At 57.2% G+C, this 16,231-nt stretch carries 19 protein-coding genes; 12 read left to right on the forward strand and 7 right to left on the reverse strand.

Features of this window, described 5'->3' with window-relative positions:
* Positions 1-26: 26 nt before the first annotated feature.
* Complete coding sequence (gene zapE / locus ACTG39_RS01295; protein ID WP_439105710.1) at positions 27-1,124, reverse strand: cell division protein ZapE; 1,098 nt, start codon at positions 1,122-1,124, stop codon at positions 27-29.
* A gap of 159 nt (positions 1,125-1,283) precedes the next feature.
* Here zapE and ACTG39_RS01300 point away from each other — a divergent pair, with 159 nt between their 5' ends.
* The gene (locus ACTG39_RS01300; RefSeq protein WP_439105711.1) at positions 1,284-1,760 is read left to right on the forward strand and encodes a YhcB family protein; all 477 of its coding nucleotides are present in this window, start codon (positions 1,284-1,286) and stop codon (positions 1,758-1,760) included.
* Positions 1,761-1,781: 21 nt separating this feature from the next.
* Here the strand turns inward: ACTG39_RS01300 and ACTG39_RS01305 are convergent, their stop codons facing one another.
* The gene (locus ACTG39_RS01305) at positions 1,782-2,543 is read right to left on the reverse strand and encodes a Nif3-like dinuclear metal center hexameric protein (RefSeq protein ID WP_439105712.1); all 762 of its coding nucleotides are present in this window, start codon (positions 2,541-2,543) and stop codon (positions 1,782-1,784) included.
* A 75-nt stretch (positions 2,544-2,618) separates the two neighbouring features.
* Here ACTG39_RS01305 and ACTG39_RS01310 point away from each other — a divergent pair, with 75 nt between their 5' ends.
* Positions 2,619-3,716, forward strand: coding sequence for a trypsin-like peptidase domain-containing protein (locus tag ACTG39_RS01310; RefSeq protein WP_439105713.1), 1,098 nt, complete (start codon positions 2,619-2,621; stop codon positions 3,714-3,716).
* A 64-nt stretch (positions 3,717-3,780) separates the two neighbouring features.
* On the opposite strand, the gene hisD is transcribed toward ACTG39_RS01310, so the two are convergent.
* The 5 genes from hisD to ACTG39_RS01335 form a co-directional block, all read right to left on the reverse strand.
* Positions 3,781-5,073: a histidinol dehydrogenase gene (gene hisD / locus ACTG39_RS01315; RefSeq protein WP_439105819.1), complete on the reverse strand. Its 1,293-nt coding sequence runs from the start codon at positions 5,071-5,073 to the stop codon at positions 3,781-3,783.
* Positions 5,073-5,723: an ATP phosphoribosyltransferase gene (gene hisG, locus ACTG39_RS01320; protein ID WP_439105714.1), complete on the reverse strand. Its 651-nt coding sequence runs from the start codon at positions 5,721-5,723 to the stop codon at positions 5,073-5,075. Before hisG ends, hisD begins: the two co-directional genes overlap by 1 nt.
* A 22-nt stretch (positions 5,724-5,745) precedes the next feature.
* The gene (murA, locus tag ACTG39_RS01325) at positions 5,746-7,008 is read right to left on the reverse strand and encodes a UDP-N-acetylglucosamine 1-carboxyvinyltransferase (RefSeq protein WP_439105715.1); all 1,263 of its coding nucleotides are present in this window, start codon (positions 7,006-7,008) and stop codon (positions 5,746-5,748) included.
* Positions 7,009-7,022: 14 nt separating this feature from the next.
* Positions 7,023-7,265, reverse strand: a complete 243-nt coding sequence (locus ACTG39_RS01330; RefSeq protein WP_439105716.1) for a BolA family protein — start codon at positions 7,263-7,265, stop codon at positions 7,023-7,025.
* A 128-nt stretch (positions 7,266-7,393) separates the two neighbouring features.
* Positions 7,394-8,095: an MlaC/ttg2D family ABC transporter substrate-binding protein gene (locus ACTG39_RS01335; RefSeq protein ID WP_439105717.1), complete on the reverse strand. Its 702-nt coding sequence runs from the start codon at positions 8,093-8,095 to the stop codon at positions 7,394-7,396.
* 222 nt (positions 8,096-8,317) lie between these two features.
* On the opposite strand from ACTG39_RS01335, the gene ACTG39_RS01340 reads away from it, so the two are divergent.
* The 10 genes from ACTG39_RS01340 (at position 8,318) to rapZ (ending at position 16,230) form a co-directional block, all read left to right on the forward strand.
* On the forward strand, positions 8,318-9,292 hold the full coding sequence (locus tag ACTG39_RS01340; RefSeq protein ID WP_439105718.1) for a calcium/sodium antiporter: 975 nt from the start codon (positions 8,318-8,320) through the stop codon (positions 9,290-9,292).
* Between the two features lie 6 nt (positions 9,293-9,298).
* Entirely contained in the window at positions 9,299-10,273 is a 975-nt protein-coding gene (locus ACTG39_RS01345; RefSeq protein ID WP_439105719.1) for a KpsF/GutQ family sugar-phosphate isomerase, read from the forward strand.
* On the forward strand, positions 10,270-10,785 hold the full coding sequence (locus ACTG39_RS01350) for a KdsC family phosphatase (RefSeq protein ID WP_439105720.1): 516 nt from the start codon (positions 10,270-10,272) through the stop codon (positions 10,783-10,785). Before ACTG39_RS01345 ends, ACTG39_RS01350 begins: the two co-directional genes overlap by 4 nt.
* Positions 10,782-11,372: an LPS export ABC transporter periplasmic protein LptC gene (gene lptC, locus ACTG39_RS01355; RefSeq protein ID WP_439105721.1), complete on the forward strand. Its 591-nt coding sequence runs from the start codon at positions 10,782-10,784 to the stop codon at positions 11,370-11,372. Before ACTG39_RS01350 ends, lptC begins: the two co-directional genes overlap by 4 nt.
* Positions 11,356-12,009 (forward strand): lipopolysaccharide transport periplasmic protein LptA, encoded by a 654-nt coding sequence (gene lptA / locus ACTG39_RS01360; protein ID WP_439105722.1) that lies wholly within the window; start codon positions 11,356-11,358, stop codon positions 12,007-12,009. Before lptC ends, lptA begins: the two co-directional genes overlap by 17 nt.
* Positions 11,987-12,712: an LPS export ABC transporter ATP-binding protein gene (lptB, locus tag ACTG39_RS01365; RefSeq protein WP_439105723.1), complete on the forward strand. Its 726-nt coding sequence runs from the start codon at positions 11,987-11,989 to the stop codon at positions 12,710-12,712. The genes lptA and lptB overlap by 23 nt, the downstream gene beginning before the upstream one ends.
* 286 nt (positions 12,713-12,998) lie before the next feature.
* Complete coding sequence (locus ACTG39_RS01370) at positions 12,999-14,483, forward strand: RNA polymerase factor sigma-54 (protein ID WP_439105724.1); 1,485 nt, start codon at positions 12,999-13,001, stop codon at positions 14,481-14,483.
* Positions 14,484-14,562: 79 nt separating this feature from the next.
* Positions 14,563-14,850, forward strand: a complete 288-nt coding sequence (gene hpf / locus ACTG39_RS01375) for a ribosome hibernation-promoting factor, HPF/YfiA family (RefSeq protein WP_439105725.1) — start codon at positions 14,563-14,565, stop codon at positions 14,848-14,850.
* A gap of 34 nt (positions 14,851-14,884) precedes the next feature.
* Positions 14,885-15,376 carry a PTS sugar transporter subunit IIA gene (locus ACTG39_RS01380; RefSeq protein ID WP_439105726.1) on the forward strand — a complete coding sequence of 164 codons (492 nt, stop codon included), beginning with the start codon at positions 14,885-14,887 and terminating at the stop codon, positions 15,374-15,376.
* The gene (rapZ, locus tag ACTG39_RS01385; protein WP_439105727.1) at positions 15,376-16,230 is read left to right on the forward strand and encodes an RNase adapter RapZ; all 855 of its coding nucleotides are present in this window, start codon (positions 15,376-15,378) and stop codon (positions 16,228-16,230) included. Before ACTG39_RS01380 ends, rapZ begins: the two co-directional genes overlap by 1 nt.
* Position 16,231: the final 1 nt, after the last annotated feature.

Consider the following 16,231-nt stretch of genomic DNA (forward strand, 5'->3'; position numbering starts at 1 on the left):
GTAATACACCGCAGCCGGGGGCAGGCTTAGGGTCTGTGTTCCAGAGCGAGATAGTCATGAGACTGCATTTCGAAAAGACGGGACTCCGTTCGGGCAAATTCAAAGGTCAGACGCGTGCCTGTGTACAGTTCTGATGCCGGAACTTCGGCGGCGATCACGAGTTTTACACTCCTGTCGTAGAACTCATCCACCAGATTAATAAAGCGCCGACACTGGTCATCCTGTGCGGCAGACATTTTCGGCACCCCGGAAAGGATCACTGCGTGGAACTCCCGAGCCAACTCAATGTAGTCATTTTGCGAGCGCGGGCCATCGCAAAGCTCTGGAAACTCAAACCACGCCACATCATCCGCCAGACAGCGGCAGGTCAAATATCGTCCATTAATCTCGATACGCTGCCAATGCTGCACTGCATCGGGTGCCAAACGCTGAAAACTGTCGCTGAGGCTCGCGTCGGCCTCCGGGCCGAGGGGGTGGTGATAGAGCCGCGCCTGCTCAAGCGTTCTAAGGCGGTAATCGATGCCCGCGTCGACCGTCAGTACTTCCGTGTATTGCTTTAAAAGCGCGATAGCGGGCAGAAATCTGGCCCGCTGCAGACCATTTTCATACAGGCCGTCGGGCGCAATATTCGAGGTTGCCACCAGGGCAATCCCTCTTTGGAAAATCGCCTCAAGGAAGTTAGCCAAAATCATGGCATCTGCAATATCACTGACAAAAAACTCATCAAAACAGATGATTTCGGCTTCGGCGGCGAGTTTATCGCCTAACAGGTCAATGGGGTTTTTTTCGCCTTCGAGGGACGCAAGCTCACGATGCACTCGCTGCATGAAACGATGAAAATGTACGCGGAGTTTTTTTTCAAAGGGCAAACTCTCGTAAAACGCATCCATCAGATAAGTCTTTCCCCGACCCACCCCACCCCAGAAGTACAGGCCCGTTTCCGGTTCCGTAGCTCTACGAAATCGTCGACCGAGGCGCCCGGTGATGCTTTGGCCCCTCGCATGGCGAGCTGCCACGCGATCATAAAGATCCTGCAAGCGACGAACCGCAGCCTCCTGGGCCGCGTCGTGGCTAAAGTCTTCTTTTTTTAGGTCTTCTTGGTATCGCTGCCAGGGTGTCAGCACAGTGTTGTCGCGGGCAAAACATGCTCGCGACCCTCTCGTCTAATAGTTAACGCGCGCTACCTTACTCGCGCAGCTCAGCTTTTGGCAATCTCGCTACCAAGCTGTCACAGAGCAACGCTATACTGGACTCCTCTACTTCAACATTGTGAGGACTTGTTTGTGAACACCGGTATGGATGAATCTTTGGTCTTCGCAATCGCTGGTGCAGTGATCGGCTTACTCATCGGTTATTTTGCAGGCCGGCGCTCAGCGCCCGGTAGTGAAACAGCGCGAGAGCTGGGAGAAAAGCTGGAGCAGGCGGAAACAGCAAGAGAGCGCTACGAGCAGCAGGTGAACGCCCACTTCGCCGACACCGCCAGCAAGCTGAACGCGCTCACAGCCAATTATCGGGACGTTTATGAGCACATCGCGGGGAGCGCCTCGCAGCTTTGCTCTGATGAGGGTGCGGCGGGCTTTCAGGCCCTTGACGCGCCTGAGGAGCCCGAGCACGACACGATAGAGAGCGACAGCGTAGTGGTTGAGCCGCCTCGCGACTACGCGGCAAAAACGTCACCTGACGACCCCGGCGTGCTAGATGAACGCTTTGGTCTTGAAGGCGAAGAAAAGCCCCCGGAAGATACCAGCACTCGCAGCTAGCTCCGCTCGCGCCCGGTCGCCTCAGACCGGGTTATCACAGTCGATGAAGGTCCACTGGAGTTCAAAGGTCTCAGCCAGACTCCCTGCAAGGGCCTGGACGCCGTAGCGCTCCGTCGCATGATGTCCCGCTGCTATGTAAGCGATACCCAATTCGCGCGCAGCGTGTACCGTGGGCTCCGAAATCTCACCGGAGATATACAACTGCGCACCCGCCGCTGCTGCTTTCTCGATGTATCCCTGCGCCGCACCGGTACACCAGGCCACGCGTTCGACCGACTCACTTAAATCACCAATGATCATGGGCTCCCGACCGGTTAAAGACTCAATACGGCTGGCAACATCCTGCAGAGGCATCGCGGAGGACAGACGGCCTACATTCCCCACCGCGGCCGGATCATCCGCATCCAGGGGCTCGGAGCCTTCAAAACCCATTCGCTGCCCCCACTGAGCGTTATTCCCAAGCACGGGGTGGGCATCGAGCGGTAAGTGATAGGCCAGCAAACTCATCTCCGCGGACAACAACGTCGCGAGACGCCGGCGCTTCATACCCACAATCTGTTGATCTTCCCCACGCCAAAAATATCCGTGGTGAACAATCAGAGCATCGGCACCCCACTCCACCGCGGCATCGAGTACTGACTGATTTGCTGTGACAGCCGCAGCCAAACGCGCAACTCTGGGGCGACCCTCAACCTGAAGGCCGTTGGGACAGTAGTCTTTAAAACGAGCAGTGCTGAGCGTCCTGTCACAATGCCTAAGCAACTCTTGAAGTAATACAGACATGCTGTGTCCCGCTATCGTAGGTATGAGGCGGGGGCATCATATACAATCGCATTTCTTTCTGGCTAGAGAGGGCGCATGCGCGCTTTCCTGAAATTTTTTACATGGCCGGCAATCGCCGGACTATTGTGTGCACTGCTCATTCTGCAGCAGTGGATACTGCCCGCGGCGAATCCGAGTCGCGATGCGGTGGTGCGCGATAGCTTTAGGCAAGCCGTAGCCAGCGCCACACCATCGGTTGTTAACATTTACACGCAGAAGCGGGTCGCAGCGGCGAATAGCCGAATGCTCAATAATCCGCTGATGCCGATTCCCCGGGGAGCACCCAGACAAAGGGTTGAACGGTCCCTGGGATCCGGCGTAATCATGCGCGAAGACGGCTACATTTTGACCAACAACCACGTTATCGATGGCGCCGATGCTATTCAGGTTCTTCTCAGCGATGGGCGCTCCGCCGCCGCTCAGGTCGTTGGTCGGGACCGGACCACTGACCTGGCCGCATTAAAAGTGGAGCTGGATGGCCTTAGTGCGGTGACCATCGCCGACTCAGACCTTCTGTCCGTGGGCGACGTGGTGCTCGCAATCGGCAACCCCCTGGGCTTTGGTCACTCCGTGACTCAGGGAATTGTGTCGGGACTGGGGCGTTTCGGACTGAGCCCCGGCACCTACGAGGGGTTTATTCAAACCGACGCCGTGATCCATGCAGGTAACTCCGGGGGCGCACTCGTCGACGTGAACGGCGCTCTGGTGGGAATCAACAGCTGGATTTATGCGTCCAGTGAAGGCAACAGCGGAGGCTCGGTGGGCATCGGTATCTCGCTGGCCATCCCCTCCAGCTTTGCGGAGTTCGTCATGGACGACCTCATCCGCTTCGGGCGAGTTATTCGAGGTTGGCTGGGCGTGCAAGTGGAGCAAATACCCGGCGACGTACTGGGCGACCAGCGTTTACTGGTGCGCGGCGTCGCACCGGACGGTCCGGCGGCGCGCGCCGGGCTTCAAGCCGGGGATATCATTACTCACTTCAATGATGTCGCCATCGAAGATGTACGCTTGGCGATGTACGAAGTCTCCCTCCTGCGGCCCGGCGACAAGTTGATGATGAGCGTGTCACGGGACAGCGCCACCGAGGAGCTCACCGCCATCATCGGTACACAGCCCGATCCGGGGGTTGAGTAAGAAAGACCTGAGCGCGGCTGGCGGTTCACCGACACGACGCGACACAACACGACACAACAGAGAATTACTGCGGAACCCTCATCGCAGCGCTCCTGGCATGAGCGGTGAGCGACTCACCCTCCGCCAATACGCGAGCTATTCGACCCAGGGGCGCAGCGCCTTCAGGACTGCAGTGGATGATGGAACTGCGCTTTTGGAAATCGTACACGCCCAAGGGTGAAAAGAATCGCGCAGAGCCCGAGGTCGGTAATACGTGGTTGGGTCCGGCACAGTAATCCCCCAAGGCTTCACAACTATAGTTGCCCATGAAGATAGCGCCTGCGGCATCAATCAGCGGCAGCAGCCCATCGGGATCCTCAACAGCGAGTTCGAGGTGTTCGGGGGCGAGACTATTACTGACCCCAGCAGCGTCGGCAATGTCACGGGTCTTTATCAGAGCACCACGACGATCCAACGAGGCCTGAATAATCGCAGAGCGTTCCATCTGAGGCAGCAATCGATCCACAGCCGCATCCACCGCTTCAATGTACGCCGCATCCGGACACAGCATAATTGCCTGGGCACTTTCGTCGTGCTCCGCCTGGGAGAACAAATCCATGGCCATCCACTCGGGATCGGCACTTCCGTCGGCGATAATCAGTATTTCCGAAGGCCCGGCAATCATATCGATGCCCACGCGCCCAAACACCTGACGCTTGGCTTCGGCGACGAATCTATTCCCGGGCCCAACGATCTTATCGACCCGCGGTATACCCGTGGACCCGTAGGCCAGAGCAGCCACAGCCTGGGCGCCACCAACACAAAACACGCGGTCCACACCGGCCAGCGCTGCCGCAGCAAGCACCAGAGGATTGCGCTCACCACCCGGTGTCGGCGCGACCATGATTATCTCGGAGACGCCTACCACCCGCGCAGGAATGGCATTCATCAATACAGATGAGGGATAACTGGCCTTACCCCCGGGAACGTAGACACCCACACGCTGCAACGGCGTCACACGTTGGCCGAGACGATTACCCAAGCCATCTTCATAACTCCAGTCATCGACCAACTGCTTGCGATGGAAAGTCTCTATGCGGTTCGCCGCTTCAGTGAGCGCTGAACGCTGCTCCTTTGGAAGATCGTTCAATGCGCGATGCAGGTCATCCTGCGGTATCTCGATATCCGCTAATGCACTGACTTGCAACTGATCGAAGCGACCCGTGAAATCGAGCAGCGCCGCATCACCGCGGCGTACCACCTCCGCAATAATGTCGGCTACGGTCGATGTGACATTGCTGTCTCCGCTCTCCGTCGGCACCTCGAGTGCCGCCAGGGCAGACGCAAAATCAGGCGAGCTACTATCAAGACGGCGCATCACGCTGCGGGCTCCCCATCGGCGACTGCGCGATCTATCGCATCAATCAAGTGGTTGATAGCGCCGTGTCGGGACCTCAGCGAAGCTTTGTTCACAATCAGCCGAGACGTGACCTGTGCTATCTCATCCAAAGGCTCCATACCGTTGGCGCGCAGCGTGTTCCCTGTATCGACAATATCGACAATCATGTCCGCAAGCTGCATAGCCGGGGCCAGCTCCATCGCGCCATACAGCTTAATAAGCTCAACCTGAACACGACGCCGGGCAAAGTAGTCTCTCGCAACGTTGACAAACTTGGTCGCGACGCGCAGCCGTCGCTCGGGCCAGTCAAAGCCCACGGGGGCGGCCGTCATGAGTCGGCAGGGAGCTATACCCAGATCCAGTGGCTCGTAAACGCCCTCACTCCCCTGTTCGAGAAGCGTGTCCTTGCCCACCACCCCAAGATCGGCGGCACCGTGACGCACATACACCGGAACATCTACACCACGCATCACCACTAGCTGCACGTCTTCACGGGTTGTGGGAAACACCAATTTGCGACTCTTACTCATATCCTCGAGGGGCTCAACGCCGGCCTTAGCCAAAAGCGGGAGGGTTTCCTTGAGAATACGTCCCTTGGTCAACGCCAGGGTTAGCTTGCCGGTGTTCATGCAGTTCGCCTAAATAGTGCTACTAGTCCACAAGCCGCCGAATATCGGCACCCAGAGCCTGGAGCTTTTCTTCGATACATTCGTATCCACGGTCGATATGGTAAATGCGGTCGATGAGGGTTTCGCCCGTCGCGACCAGGCCCGCAATCACGAGGCTTGCCGAAGCGCGTAAATCCGTCGCCATCACCGGGGCACCGGCGATCACCGATTGCCCGACAATAATGGCGGTATTGCCCTCAATAGTAATCTTGGCCCCCATGCGATTCATTTCATGGGTCTGAATCAGGCGATTCTCAAACACGGTCTCGGTGACCGTCGCCGTACCCTCTGCGATGGCGTTCATCGCTGTAAACTGGGCTTGCATGTCCGTCGGAAACCCGGGATACGGCGCGGTGCGAATATTCACCGCTTTGGGTCGTCGCCCGTGCATATCCAGAGTAATCCAATCTTCGCCGCAGCTGATATCGGCGCCGGCTTCCTCCAGTTTCTGCAAGACGACTTCAAGATGCTCAGCGCGCGCTTCGCGAAGGTGCAACTTGCCGCCGGTGGCGGCTGCAGCCACCAGATAAGTGCCCGCCTCGATACGATCAGGCATGACGTCAAAATGACAGCCGTGGAGCCGCTCAACCCCGTCGATAACCATACGGTCCGTGCCATGCCCGGTAATCCTGGCACCCATGGCAATCAGACACTTGGCGAGGTCAACGACCTCAGGCTCCCGTGCAGCGTTCTCAAGTACCGTCTGCCCGTCAGCGAGGGTCGCAGCCATCATGAGGTTCTCGGTGCCGCCGACGGTAACCGTTTCCATGACGATGTGCGCGCCACGGAGTCGGCCCTCTACGGAGGCATTGATATAGCCACCTTCTACCTGAATAGTGGCACCCATGGCCTCCAGTCCGCGCAAATGCAGATCCACGGGTCGACTACCAATGGCACAGCCTCCGGGAAAGGACACCCGAGCCTCACCAAAGCGCGCCACCATAGGACCCAATACCAGGATCGATGCGCGCATAGTTTTAACCAGCTCGTAGGGCGCTGAACAGTTACTCAGACTGCTCGCGTCGACCTCTATACTCATTTTCTCATCGATGGTGAGGCCTACACCCATGCATCCGAGCAACTCAATCATCGTGGTGATGTCATGCAGGTGGGGCAGATTACCAATCGTCACCAGTTCATCGGCGAGCAACGTCGCGGCAAGAATGGGCAACGCGGCATTCTTGGCACCGGAGATACGCAGTTCGCCTTCGAGACAGGCACCGCCTTTGATGAGAAGCTTATCCATGCTGAATCCGGCGCTTAGGCGCCCTGCGCCTCCCATTCAGCCGGAGTGAAAGTGCGAATATTAACGGCGTGAATCGCGCCTGATGCGATAGTCTCGTTGATCGTAGCGTAAACAGTCTGCTGCCTGCGCACAGGTCGCAGATCAGCAAACACTTCGCTTATCACAGTAATGTCGTAATTGGCGCCGGAGCCCTCGACGCTGACAGTAGCGCCTTCCAAAGCATCACGCACCATGGCCTCGACGGTTTTGGCATCCACAGCCGAACTCCTGTCCCCGACAAAGCGGGTAAAAATAAAAAGGTTGGGGATTGTAGGGGAAAGCGCGAGAAAAATCGCCGAAAAAACCGCGACGAATCACCAAAGGCGCAGTGTGCCTCCAGACAGCCCTAGTCAGCGGCCGACTCCACGGTCCAATTCTCGATCACCTTATCGAGATCACCATCGTAGCGTCGGGCGGCCGATTCAAACTGGCTGCGGTAAATCTGTCCCAGGTTAACGTTCTCCACCACCAGATTGCGCATGCGCCATGTGCCCGACTTATCTTTCGCCATCTGATACACCACCACGTAGGGCTGAGCCTCATCGCTATAGATGAGCTGTCGCAAAGTAGCCCGGTTATCAGAAGTAGCGTCATCCGCGCTGTCGTCCAACTCCACTCGCGACCCACCAAAAGCCAGCAGGCCTTTGCTGTAAGTCCTCACCAAACCTTCCCGCATGGTTTCGGTGAAGCGTTCTAACTGGTCTTTCAGCTGCTCGCGCCCCGCCTCGTCCAGCCCCCGATAACGCTTGCCGGTGGCGTACTCACCCATAACCCCTCGAGCAAAGCCGCGAAAGTCTACGATGGGATCAAGCACCTTATGAACCTCACCGTAGTAACGCTCGGGATCCTCATCAACGTAGTCGCGGGCTTCTTCGATCACCACAAGCACCTTATCGGTCGTCTCCCGCAAGGTTTCGCGAGCGCTCTTTTCAGTCGCGTCAGCACCCTCCTGAGCCGCGGCGCCTGGCGCCATGGAGCCTAAATAAAGTCCCGTCAACAGCAGCATCGCCGTCGTGATTGGATGTGCCCGTTCCCTGCGCAAAATCATGTGTGCTTCCTTAAGCTTGCTGGCCTGTTTCGTGTGAGCGGTTATACTCGCCCCCCCACAACTTGGACCGAGCTAAATCTGGGCGAAAAGTGTACACGCTTTCCCCTATGACTCGTATGACAGCATCGACACCATTGAGGTTCAATTTACTACGCTCACGGCCACCGTTCGCTACCGATACGCCGGGCCAACGGCCATGCGTACGATGAGCGATTATCCCTCGTGCTAGTCCCCCTCCTGACTATTCTCATCGCCTTTGCGGTGCTCATGTGGAGCGCTGACCTTTTTGTCGCCGGCGCTGCATCTATCGCGGGCAATCTCGGCATGTCGCCGGTGATCATTGGCTTGACCATCGTATCCCTGGGCACCTCCGCACCGGAAATTTTGGTTTCCGTAACCGCTGCACTTGCGGGTTCCGGAGGACTCGCTATCGGGAACGCCGTGGGATCAAACATCGCGAACGTGGGTCTGGTATTGGGGATCACCATTTTGGTTGCACCGATTCAGGTGCATCCGGGCTGTATGCGCTCTGAGCTGCCCACGCTGCTGGTAGTTACTGCGGGCACAGGGCTCCTGCTGCTTGATGTAGAGCTTGAGAGAACTGATGCCATCTTAATGATCACGGCCCTGGTGTTTATTCTGGCGCAGATGATCCGCACTCAGGCCCGAGACCCCGAAGTTTCAGAAGAGGCGGAAGATGAGCAGCTACCTCAGCTCAGTGCGGCGCGCGCCTGGGGCGCTTTTGCTGTGGGTCTGGCACTGCTCATCGGCAGCTCCAAACTGCTGGTTTGGGGTGCAAGTGCCATAGCCATGCAGTTCGGCGTCCCCGAGTTGGTCATTGGGCTGACTATTGTTGCCGTAGGCACCAGCCTCCCCGAGCTGGCGGCCACCCTTGCGAGCGCCCTCCGCGGGCATGCCGAAATCGCCATTGGCAACATCGTAGGCTCCAATCTGTTCAACTTGCTCGCGGTAATGGCGATGCCCGGGTTGCTGGCGCCGGAACAGCTGCCCGAAAACTTTCTGCTGCGCGATTACGGAGCTATGTGTATCGCGACGGTACTCATGGCGGCAGCGGCTTACCATGGGCTCCGCCATAGTCGGGCAGAACCGGGGCACTCCTATCTGGGTCGGGGAGTCGGCACGCTGTTATGCCTAGGTTATGCGCTGTACTATTACGGGCTTTACTCGACTCTGTAGGCCGCAATGATTGAAGCAGCACGCTACCTGCTCTCAGCGCAGCGCACCATCCGCATGGAAGCGGAGGCCGTTGCATCCCTCGAAGAACGCATCGGAGATGACTTTAAAAACGCCTGCGAGCTGATTCTCAAAGTGCCGGGGAGAACCGTTGTCACGGGCATGGGCAAGTCAGGCCATGTGGGTGGCAAAATTGCCGCCACGCTGGCCAGCACCGGAACACCCGCTTTCTTTGTGCACCCCGGAGAGGCCAGCCATGGCGATATGGGGATGATCACCGCCGACGACTGCGTCATTGCGCTGTCAAACAGCGGAACAACACCCGAAGTACTGATGCTCGTACCTCTGCTGAAACGTCTGGGTATCCCGCTGATCAGCATGACCGGTGCACCGGAATCTCCATTGGCTCTGGCGTCAAACGCACACATCAACACCGGCGTCGATGTTGAAGCCTGCCCTCTGGACCTTGCACCGACATCCAGTACCACCAGCACCTTGGTGATGGGCGATGCCCTCGCTATCGCATTGCTTGAGGCCCGTGGCTTCACCGCAGAAGACTTTGCTTTTTCCCACCCCGGCGGAGCGTTGGGTCGTAAACTATTGTTGAAAATCGATGATGTCATGCGCCAGGGCGACGCTATCCCCCGCGTGACCGAGGACACGCCTCTGGCAGACGCGCTGCTGGAGATCAGTGCAAAGGGGCTGGGAATGACCACGGTCACAGCAGCCGATGGTGCCTTGTTGGGCGTGTTTACCGATGGCGACCTTCGCCGCGCTCTCGATGAGCAGGTTGATATCAAGGCCACGGCGATCGGAGAACTCATGACGCGATCCCCCGCGGTGGCGCATGCGGGCATCCTTGCCGCAGAGGCTTTGCGTATTATGGAGGAGCGCCACATTAGCGCTCTTGTGGTGCTTGATGAACAAGAGCAGACGGTTGGTGTAGTCAATCTCCTCGCCCTGCTGGAGGCGGGCATCGCATGAATCCGGACACCGCTAGAGACATCAAACTGCTGGCCCTGGATGTGGATGGCGTCCTGACTGACGGGCGGATTACCTATGGCAACGATGGCGAGGAATTAAAGTCCTTCAACATCAAAGATGGCCTGGGCATCAAACTTATACAAGGCGCGGGTGTCGAAGTAGCTATCATCACCGGCCGGCGGTCAAACATCGTTGATCGCCGAGCAAGAGAGCTGGGAATAGAAACCATTATCCAGGGGCGTGAGGACAAGTTGAGTGCATTGCAGGAACTGTGCGAACTCCGGAAACTCTCACTGAAAGAGTGCGCTTACATGGGTGATGATTTACCGGACCTCGCCGCGGTACGAGCTGCGGGTATCGGTATGACCGTCGCCGACGCCAGCTCCCCGCTGCTTGCAGCTGCCGACTGGCGATCCAGCCGGCATGGTGGAGACGGCGCAGTTCGTGAAGCCTGCGAAACTCTGCTCCACAGCCGTGGCCAACTCGATGCGCTGGAAGCCACATTCAAGTGAGCCAAAACGACACCGGGAAAAAGAGTCGCCGCGGAGTTAGAAAACGTCTTTCGATCCCTCTACTGTTGTCTGCACTTTTACTCGTGTATTCCATGCTGGACTCCACACCGAGACTCATTGTGCAGAGCACTACCCCCGCAGTAAGCGGCCGCATAGCTGACAGTTATGCAAGAAGCGTGTCGGTGAATGAGTTCGACGAAAGCGGTGTTATGCGCGGCAGTATGAGTGCAGACACCTTGAGACGGTTCTCCGGCGAGGGCATAGTTGAGCTCGACGAACCCGAGCGTCACAACTACACGGACGACGGCGTCTGGTTTGCGAGCGCGCGCACTGGACTCCTTCGAGAGAAGACGGATGTACTGCTGCTAAGTGAAGAAGTGAGACTGCAATACGACACCGAGAATGTGCAATTCTTCACCGAGAGCATGATTATCAACATCCCCAAGCAGGCGGCCCGCAGCACGTCCAGCGTTCGTATCTGGCAGGCTGACAATGAAACAGTCGCCGATCAAATTTATGTCAATCTCAGCCGCCAGATTGCAACGCTTAGCGGGGATGTTAGGACGGTCTATGTCCCGCAGAACTAGATTAGGTCACGCATGCCTTAGGGGGCTTGGTCTATGCGGCGTCGTAGCAGCGCTTTTCGCGACCCACTTTGCCTCAGCACTCCCGGACGATCGCTTACAGTCCATAGAAATTACTGCGGCCAAGGCCGTGCGCGATGAGCGCGCGGGTTTCACCGTTTATACGGGCGACGTCATCATGCAGCAGGGCAGCCTGCACATAGAGGCTGACAAAATCACGATTTTTCACGATCTGGAGGCCGCTGATCGGATCATTGCTGTGGGCGAACCGGCGACTCTGCGACAGCAACCCGAGATCGATAAAGGTTTTGTCACCGCCAGCGCAGGTCGCATTGTTTACCAGAAGTCTCGGGAGTGGGTACAACTGCGGGAATCTGCGGTGATCGAGCAAGATGGGGCCGTTGTGAGCGGAGAGTCCATCGACTATTTCATGGCAGAACAGCGGGTCCGCGCTGACGCCGCCGCGGAAGACGCGGGCGGCCGTGTGCAAGTCATTATTCCGGCGGCAGTCATAGAGGCCGAGACCAACGATGACGCTGAGGAAGAGGCATCCACCAAAGCCAACGCCCCCACCCTGCCCGGCAACCCGCCGGCAACAGACAGTCAGAGAGGCGTCGATGGCGACCCTGACCGCACGTAGTCTCGCTAAAGCTTACCGTGGCAGATCCGTCGTACGAGACGTTAGTCTCGAGGTAGAAAGTGCACAGGTGGTAGGCCTTCTTGGTCCCAACGGTGCGGGGAAAACCACCTGCTTTTACATGATCGTCGGGATCGTCGCCTCCGATGCTGGAGACATACTCATCGATAGCCAGAGTATCACCGCGCTGCCCATGCACGAGCGTGCCCGACGAGGAATCGGCTATCTGCCGCAGGAAGCGTCGATTTTTCGACGTATGACCGTCGGAGATAACCTGTTGGCCATTCTTGAAACCCGCAAAGATCTAAGCCGCACTCAGCGCCATCAACGCAGGGATGAACTCCTCGAGGAGTTCAACGTTGGGCATCTGAAAGAAAGCCTGGGACAGGCCCTTTCGGGCGGTGAGCGACGGCGGGTGGAAATTGCTCGCGCTCTGGCCATGGAGCCAAAGTTCATTTTGCTCGACGAGCCCTTTGCCGGTGTTGACCCCATATCCGTGGGTGATATCAAGAATATTATTCGACACCTGCAAACCCGAGGCATCGGCGTCCTCATCACAGATCACAACGTGCGAGAAACGCTGGATATCTGTGAAACGGCGTATATCGTAGGCGAAGGTCATATCATCGCCCAGGGCAGTCCGGAGGAAGTATTGGACAATGCCAAGGTTCGCAAGACCTATCTTGGAGAAAACTTCCGCCTGTAAGCAACGTCTTGCTCTTGGGCATTCTCTTGGGGACGCTCCTGCCAACGCCCCTACTCGCGGCGCCCTTTCCCATCATCCCTCTGACTAACACAATGCAATAAGCGCGCCAAGGCGTTGCGTGACCCCAATCACCCGCCTACACTGAGGGTGTGGGGCGACATTGTATTGCTCCGCGACTTGGGGAGACGCGCCCGCCCGACAAAGGCGATAGCGCGTTAAAACAGCGCAGGAATTTAGCGGCATAAGATCGCGAGTGCGCAGCGCAACAGCTTGGAATAACCGCGCGATGAAGCAGGGATTACACCTCAAGCTTGGGCAACAGCTGACGATGACGCCGCAGCTGCAACAGGCTATACGCCTTTTGCAGCTCAGCACGCTGGATCTGCAGCAGGAAATTGAGCAGGCGCTGCAAGAAAACCCCATGCTCGAGGTCGAAGAAGACCAGGGCGGCACGCCAGATCAGCCCAATGACGACGATGCAGGCAATCAGGAAGGTCCGCTGGACAACCCCGAGCGCAGCGCCAACGTTGACGAGGCCTCGGCCGACGGCGACTTTGAACCAGCAATGCCTGAAGACCTCCCGGTAGATACCCAATGGGAAGATATTTTACCGTCCAGTGCTCCACCCCCATCAGACGGGGGTGGCGGCGAAGACTTTGACTTTGATAGCCGCAATCGCAGCAGTGAAAGCCTGCAGGATCATTTGCGCTGGCAGCTGAACCTGACGCGCATGTCGGATAGTGACCGCATCGTCGCCCTGGCTATCATCGATGCCACCGACGCCAACGGGCGCTTAAACAGCAGTCTTGAAGAAATGCTCGAGCTGTTTCCACCCGAGCTGGAAATAGAGAGCGAGGAGATCACTGCGGTATTGCACGCCCTCCAGCAGTTTGAGCCCGTAGGCGTGTTCGCCAGAGATTTGCAGGAGTGCCTGCAACTTCAGCTCAAGCAGTTGGACCGCGACACTCCCTGGCTTGATCAGGCAAGAATTCTGATTAACCGCCACATCAATCAACTCAGCAGCGGTGACTACGCGCAGATCATGCGCCGCATGAAGCTGTCCGAGGATGATCTTCGCGGCGCTCTCAAACTGGTTCAGTCCCTTGATCCACTGCCCGGAAAACAATTTGGCGACGACGATACCGAATACATCGTGCCCGACGTTTTTGTAAGCCGCAAAGAGGGACGCTGGGTGGTGGAACTAAATCCCGATACATCACCGCGCCTGCGCATCAATGACCATTACGCGGGAATGATCAAACGCGCGGACAATAGCGCCGATAACAGTTACCTGCGGGACAACCTCCAGGAAGCCAAGTGGTTCCTAAAAAGTCTCCAGAGTCGCAACGAAACCATGTTGAAGGTGTCTACAGAGATAGTCAGGCGCCAGCGCAACTTCCTCGAATACGGAGAGGAGGCGATGAAACCGCTGGTGCTCCATGACATTGCGGAGGCCGTTGAAATGCATGAATCGACCATTTCTCGTGTCACAACACGAAAATATATGCACACGCCCCGGGGAATATTCGAGCTGAAGTACTTTTTCTCGAGCCATGTAGCCACCACCAGCGGAGGCGCCTGCTCATCCACGGCTATTCGCGCCTTGATCAGGAAACTTGTTGCCGCCGAGAATCCCCGCAAACCCCTGTCCGACAGCAAACTGGCGGATCTCTTGGAAGATCAGGGTATTCAGGTGGCCCGACGAACAATTGCGAAGTATCGGGATAGCCTCACCATCCCGCCGTCTAACGAGCGCAAGCGGCTGGTTTAAACAAGCCAGCTATCTAAGCTCTTAGACACCAGAACCGATTGACAAGGACGTAGCTAACACTAAAAACAAGGAGAAGCGCATGCAAATTGTAATCAGCGGACACCACGTCGAAGTCACCGACGCCCTGCGGGAGTATGTAGAGGCAAAGTTCGAGCGTTTACAGCGACACTACAGTCAAATTAGCAAGTCTGAGGTGACCCTCATCGTAGAAAAAATGGTACAGAAGGCAGAAGCCACCGTGCATATCGCCGGAAAAGACCTTTTTGCCGCGGCTGACTCCGAGGATATGTATGCAGCTATCGACGCCCTGGTGGACAAGCTTGATCGTCAGTTGATCAAGCACAAGGAAAAACACCGAGCCCATTGAGTCACTGAAGTCGGTAATGCAAGCGATAGGAAACATGAGTCAGGAAACAACCCACGCCGCCAACAGCGTCAGCGCTTTGCTGACGCCCGCGCGTTGTCTTTGCCAGGTACCCGGGGGCGGAAAAAAACGTCTCTTTGAGTTAGTTGCCGATGTTCTTGGCAGCGATAGAGACGAATTTCATCCGGACGAGCTGGTGTCGGGCATGCTCGCGCGGGAAAAGCTTGGCAGTACCGCTCTGGGGAACGGCATAGCGATACCCCATTGTCGTCTCAAGGACTGCGAGTCTCCCTGCGGCGTGCTGCTTACTCTATCCAGCAGTGCAGACTTCGATGCGCCAGATGATGAGGATGTGGATTTGCTGTTTGCACTGGTAGTCCCCAGTGAAGCCACCCAGGAGCATCTGAACCTGCTGGCGGATCTTGCTCGACTCTTTTCGCAACCGGCGTTTTGTGAAGCCCTGAGAAACTGCAGGAGCAACGAAGCCTTGTTCGATGTCACCACCAACTGGACCGCGGGCACACCTTAGTGGACCTGATTATCATCAGTGGCCGCTCCGGTTCCGGCAAGAGCACCGCCCTTCATCAGCTTGAGGATGAGGGCTACTACGCTATTGATAATCTTCCCGCATCCCTGCTCCCCGCATTAGTCCGTGATACGGGCCCGGGCCTGCCCGAACACTTCCGTGGCATAGCCGTATGCATCGACGCGCGTAATGCTTTTCGTGATCTGCAGGACTTCAGCGCAACCCTACAGTCACTTCCCGCGGAGGTACAACACCGAATCCTGTACCTGGACGCTGATGAAGCCACGCTGATTAAACGGTTCAGCGAGACTCGCCGGCGCCACCCACTAACCAGTGAGAGCCTGCCTCTGGCCGAAGCGATTCGTTACGAAAGTGAACTTTTGGAGCCTTTAGCGGCTCAGGCGACGGTGACTCTGGACACCCGCACCATGACCATCTACGAGTTGCGCGACGCTATCCGCCAGAGACTCGTAGGCTCAGAAGCTGAAGACATGGCTATTCTCTTTCAGTCCTTTGGCTTTAAGCGCGGCGTACCCGGCGATGCTGACCTTATCTTTGACCTACGCCTGCTGCCAAATCCTCACTGGTCTCCGGAGCTGCGACTGAAAACCGGTGTCGATCAGGAAGTCATTGAGTACCTCGAAGACCATGAGATTACTCAACAACTTTTTGATGATATCGCCGGCTTTATCGAGCGCTGGGTGCCCGCCTATCAGAAGAGCAGTCGAAGCTACCTTACCGTTGCACTGGGGTGCACCGGCGGACAACACCGCTCCGTGTACATGGCCTATCGCCTCTACACGCATTTTCAAGGCCAGCTCACCCAGCTTCAGCTCCGCCACCGAGAGCTTCAGTAGG

It is taken from the genome of Congregibacter sp., assembly GCF_965662665.1.
In the GTDB taxonomy this organism is placed as follows: domain Bacteria; phylum Pseudomonadota; class Gammaproteobacteria; order Pseudomonadales; family Halieaceae; genus Congregibacter.

Coding starts and splice junctions, on each gene's coding strand:
- ACTG39_RS01305 (WP_439105712.1), bottom strand. CDS start 2,543: ATGTCTGTATTACTTCAAGAGTTGCTTAGGCATTGTGACAGGACGCTC.
- ACTG39_RS01310 (WP_439105713.1), top strand. CDS start 2,619: ATGCGCGCTTTCCTGAAATTTTTTACATGGCCGGCAATCGCCGGACTA.
- hisD (WP_439105819.1), bottom strand. CDS start 5,073: ATGCGCCGTCTTGATAGTAGCTCGCCTGATTTTGCGTCTGCCCTGGCG.
- hisG (WP_439105714.1), bottom strand. CDS start 5,723: ATGAACACCGGCAAGCTAACCCTGGCGTTGACCAAGGGACGTATTCTC.
- murA (WP_439105715.1), bottom strand. CDS start 7,008: ATGGATAAGCTTCTCATCAAAGGCGGTGCCTGTCTCGAAGGCGAACTG.
- ACTG39_RS01335 (WP_439105717.1), bottom strand. CDS start 8,095: ATGATTTTGCGCAGGGAACGGGCACATCCAATCACGACGGCGATGCTG.
- ACTG39_RS01345 (WP_439105719.1), top strand. CDS start 9,299: ATGATTGAAGCAGCACGCTACCTGCTCTCAGCGCAGCGCACCATCCGC.
- ACTG39_RS01350 (WP_439105720.1), top strand. CDS start 10,270: ATGAATCCGGACACCGCTAGAGACATCAAACTGCTGGCCCTGGATGTG.
- lptA (WP_439105722.1), top strand. CDS start 11,356: ATGTCCCGCAGAACTAGATTAGGTCACGCATGCCTTAGGGGGCTTGGT.
- lptB (WP_439105723.1), top strand. CDS start 11,987: ATGGCGACCCTGACCGCACGTAGTCTCGCTAAAGCTTACCGTGGCAGA.
- ACTG39_RS01370 (WP_439105724.1), top strand. CDS start 12,999: ATGAAGCAGGGATTACACCTCAAGCTTGGGCAACAGCTGACGATGACG.
- hpf (WP_439105725.1), top strand. CDS start 14,563: ATGCAAATTGTAATCAGCGGACACCACGTCGAAGTCACCGACGCCCTG.
- ACTG39_RS01380 (WP_439105726.1), top strand. CDS start 14,885: ATGAGTCAGGAAACAACCCACGCCGCCAACAGCGTCAGCGCTTTGCTG.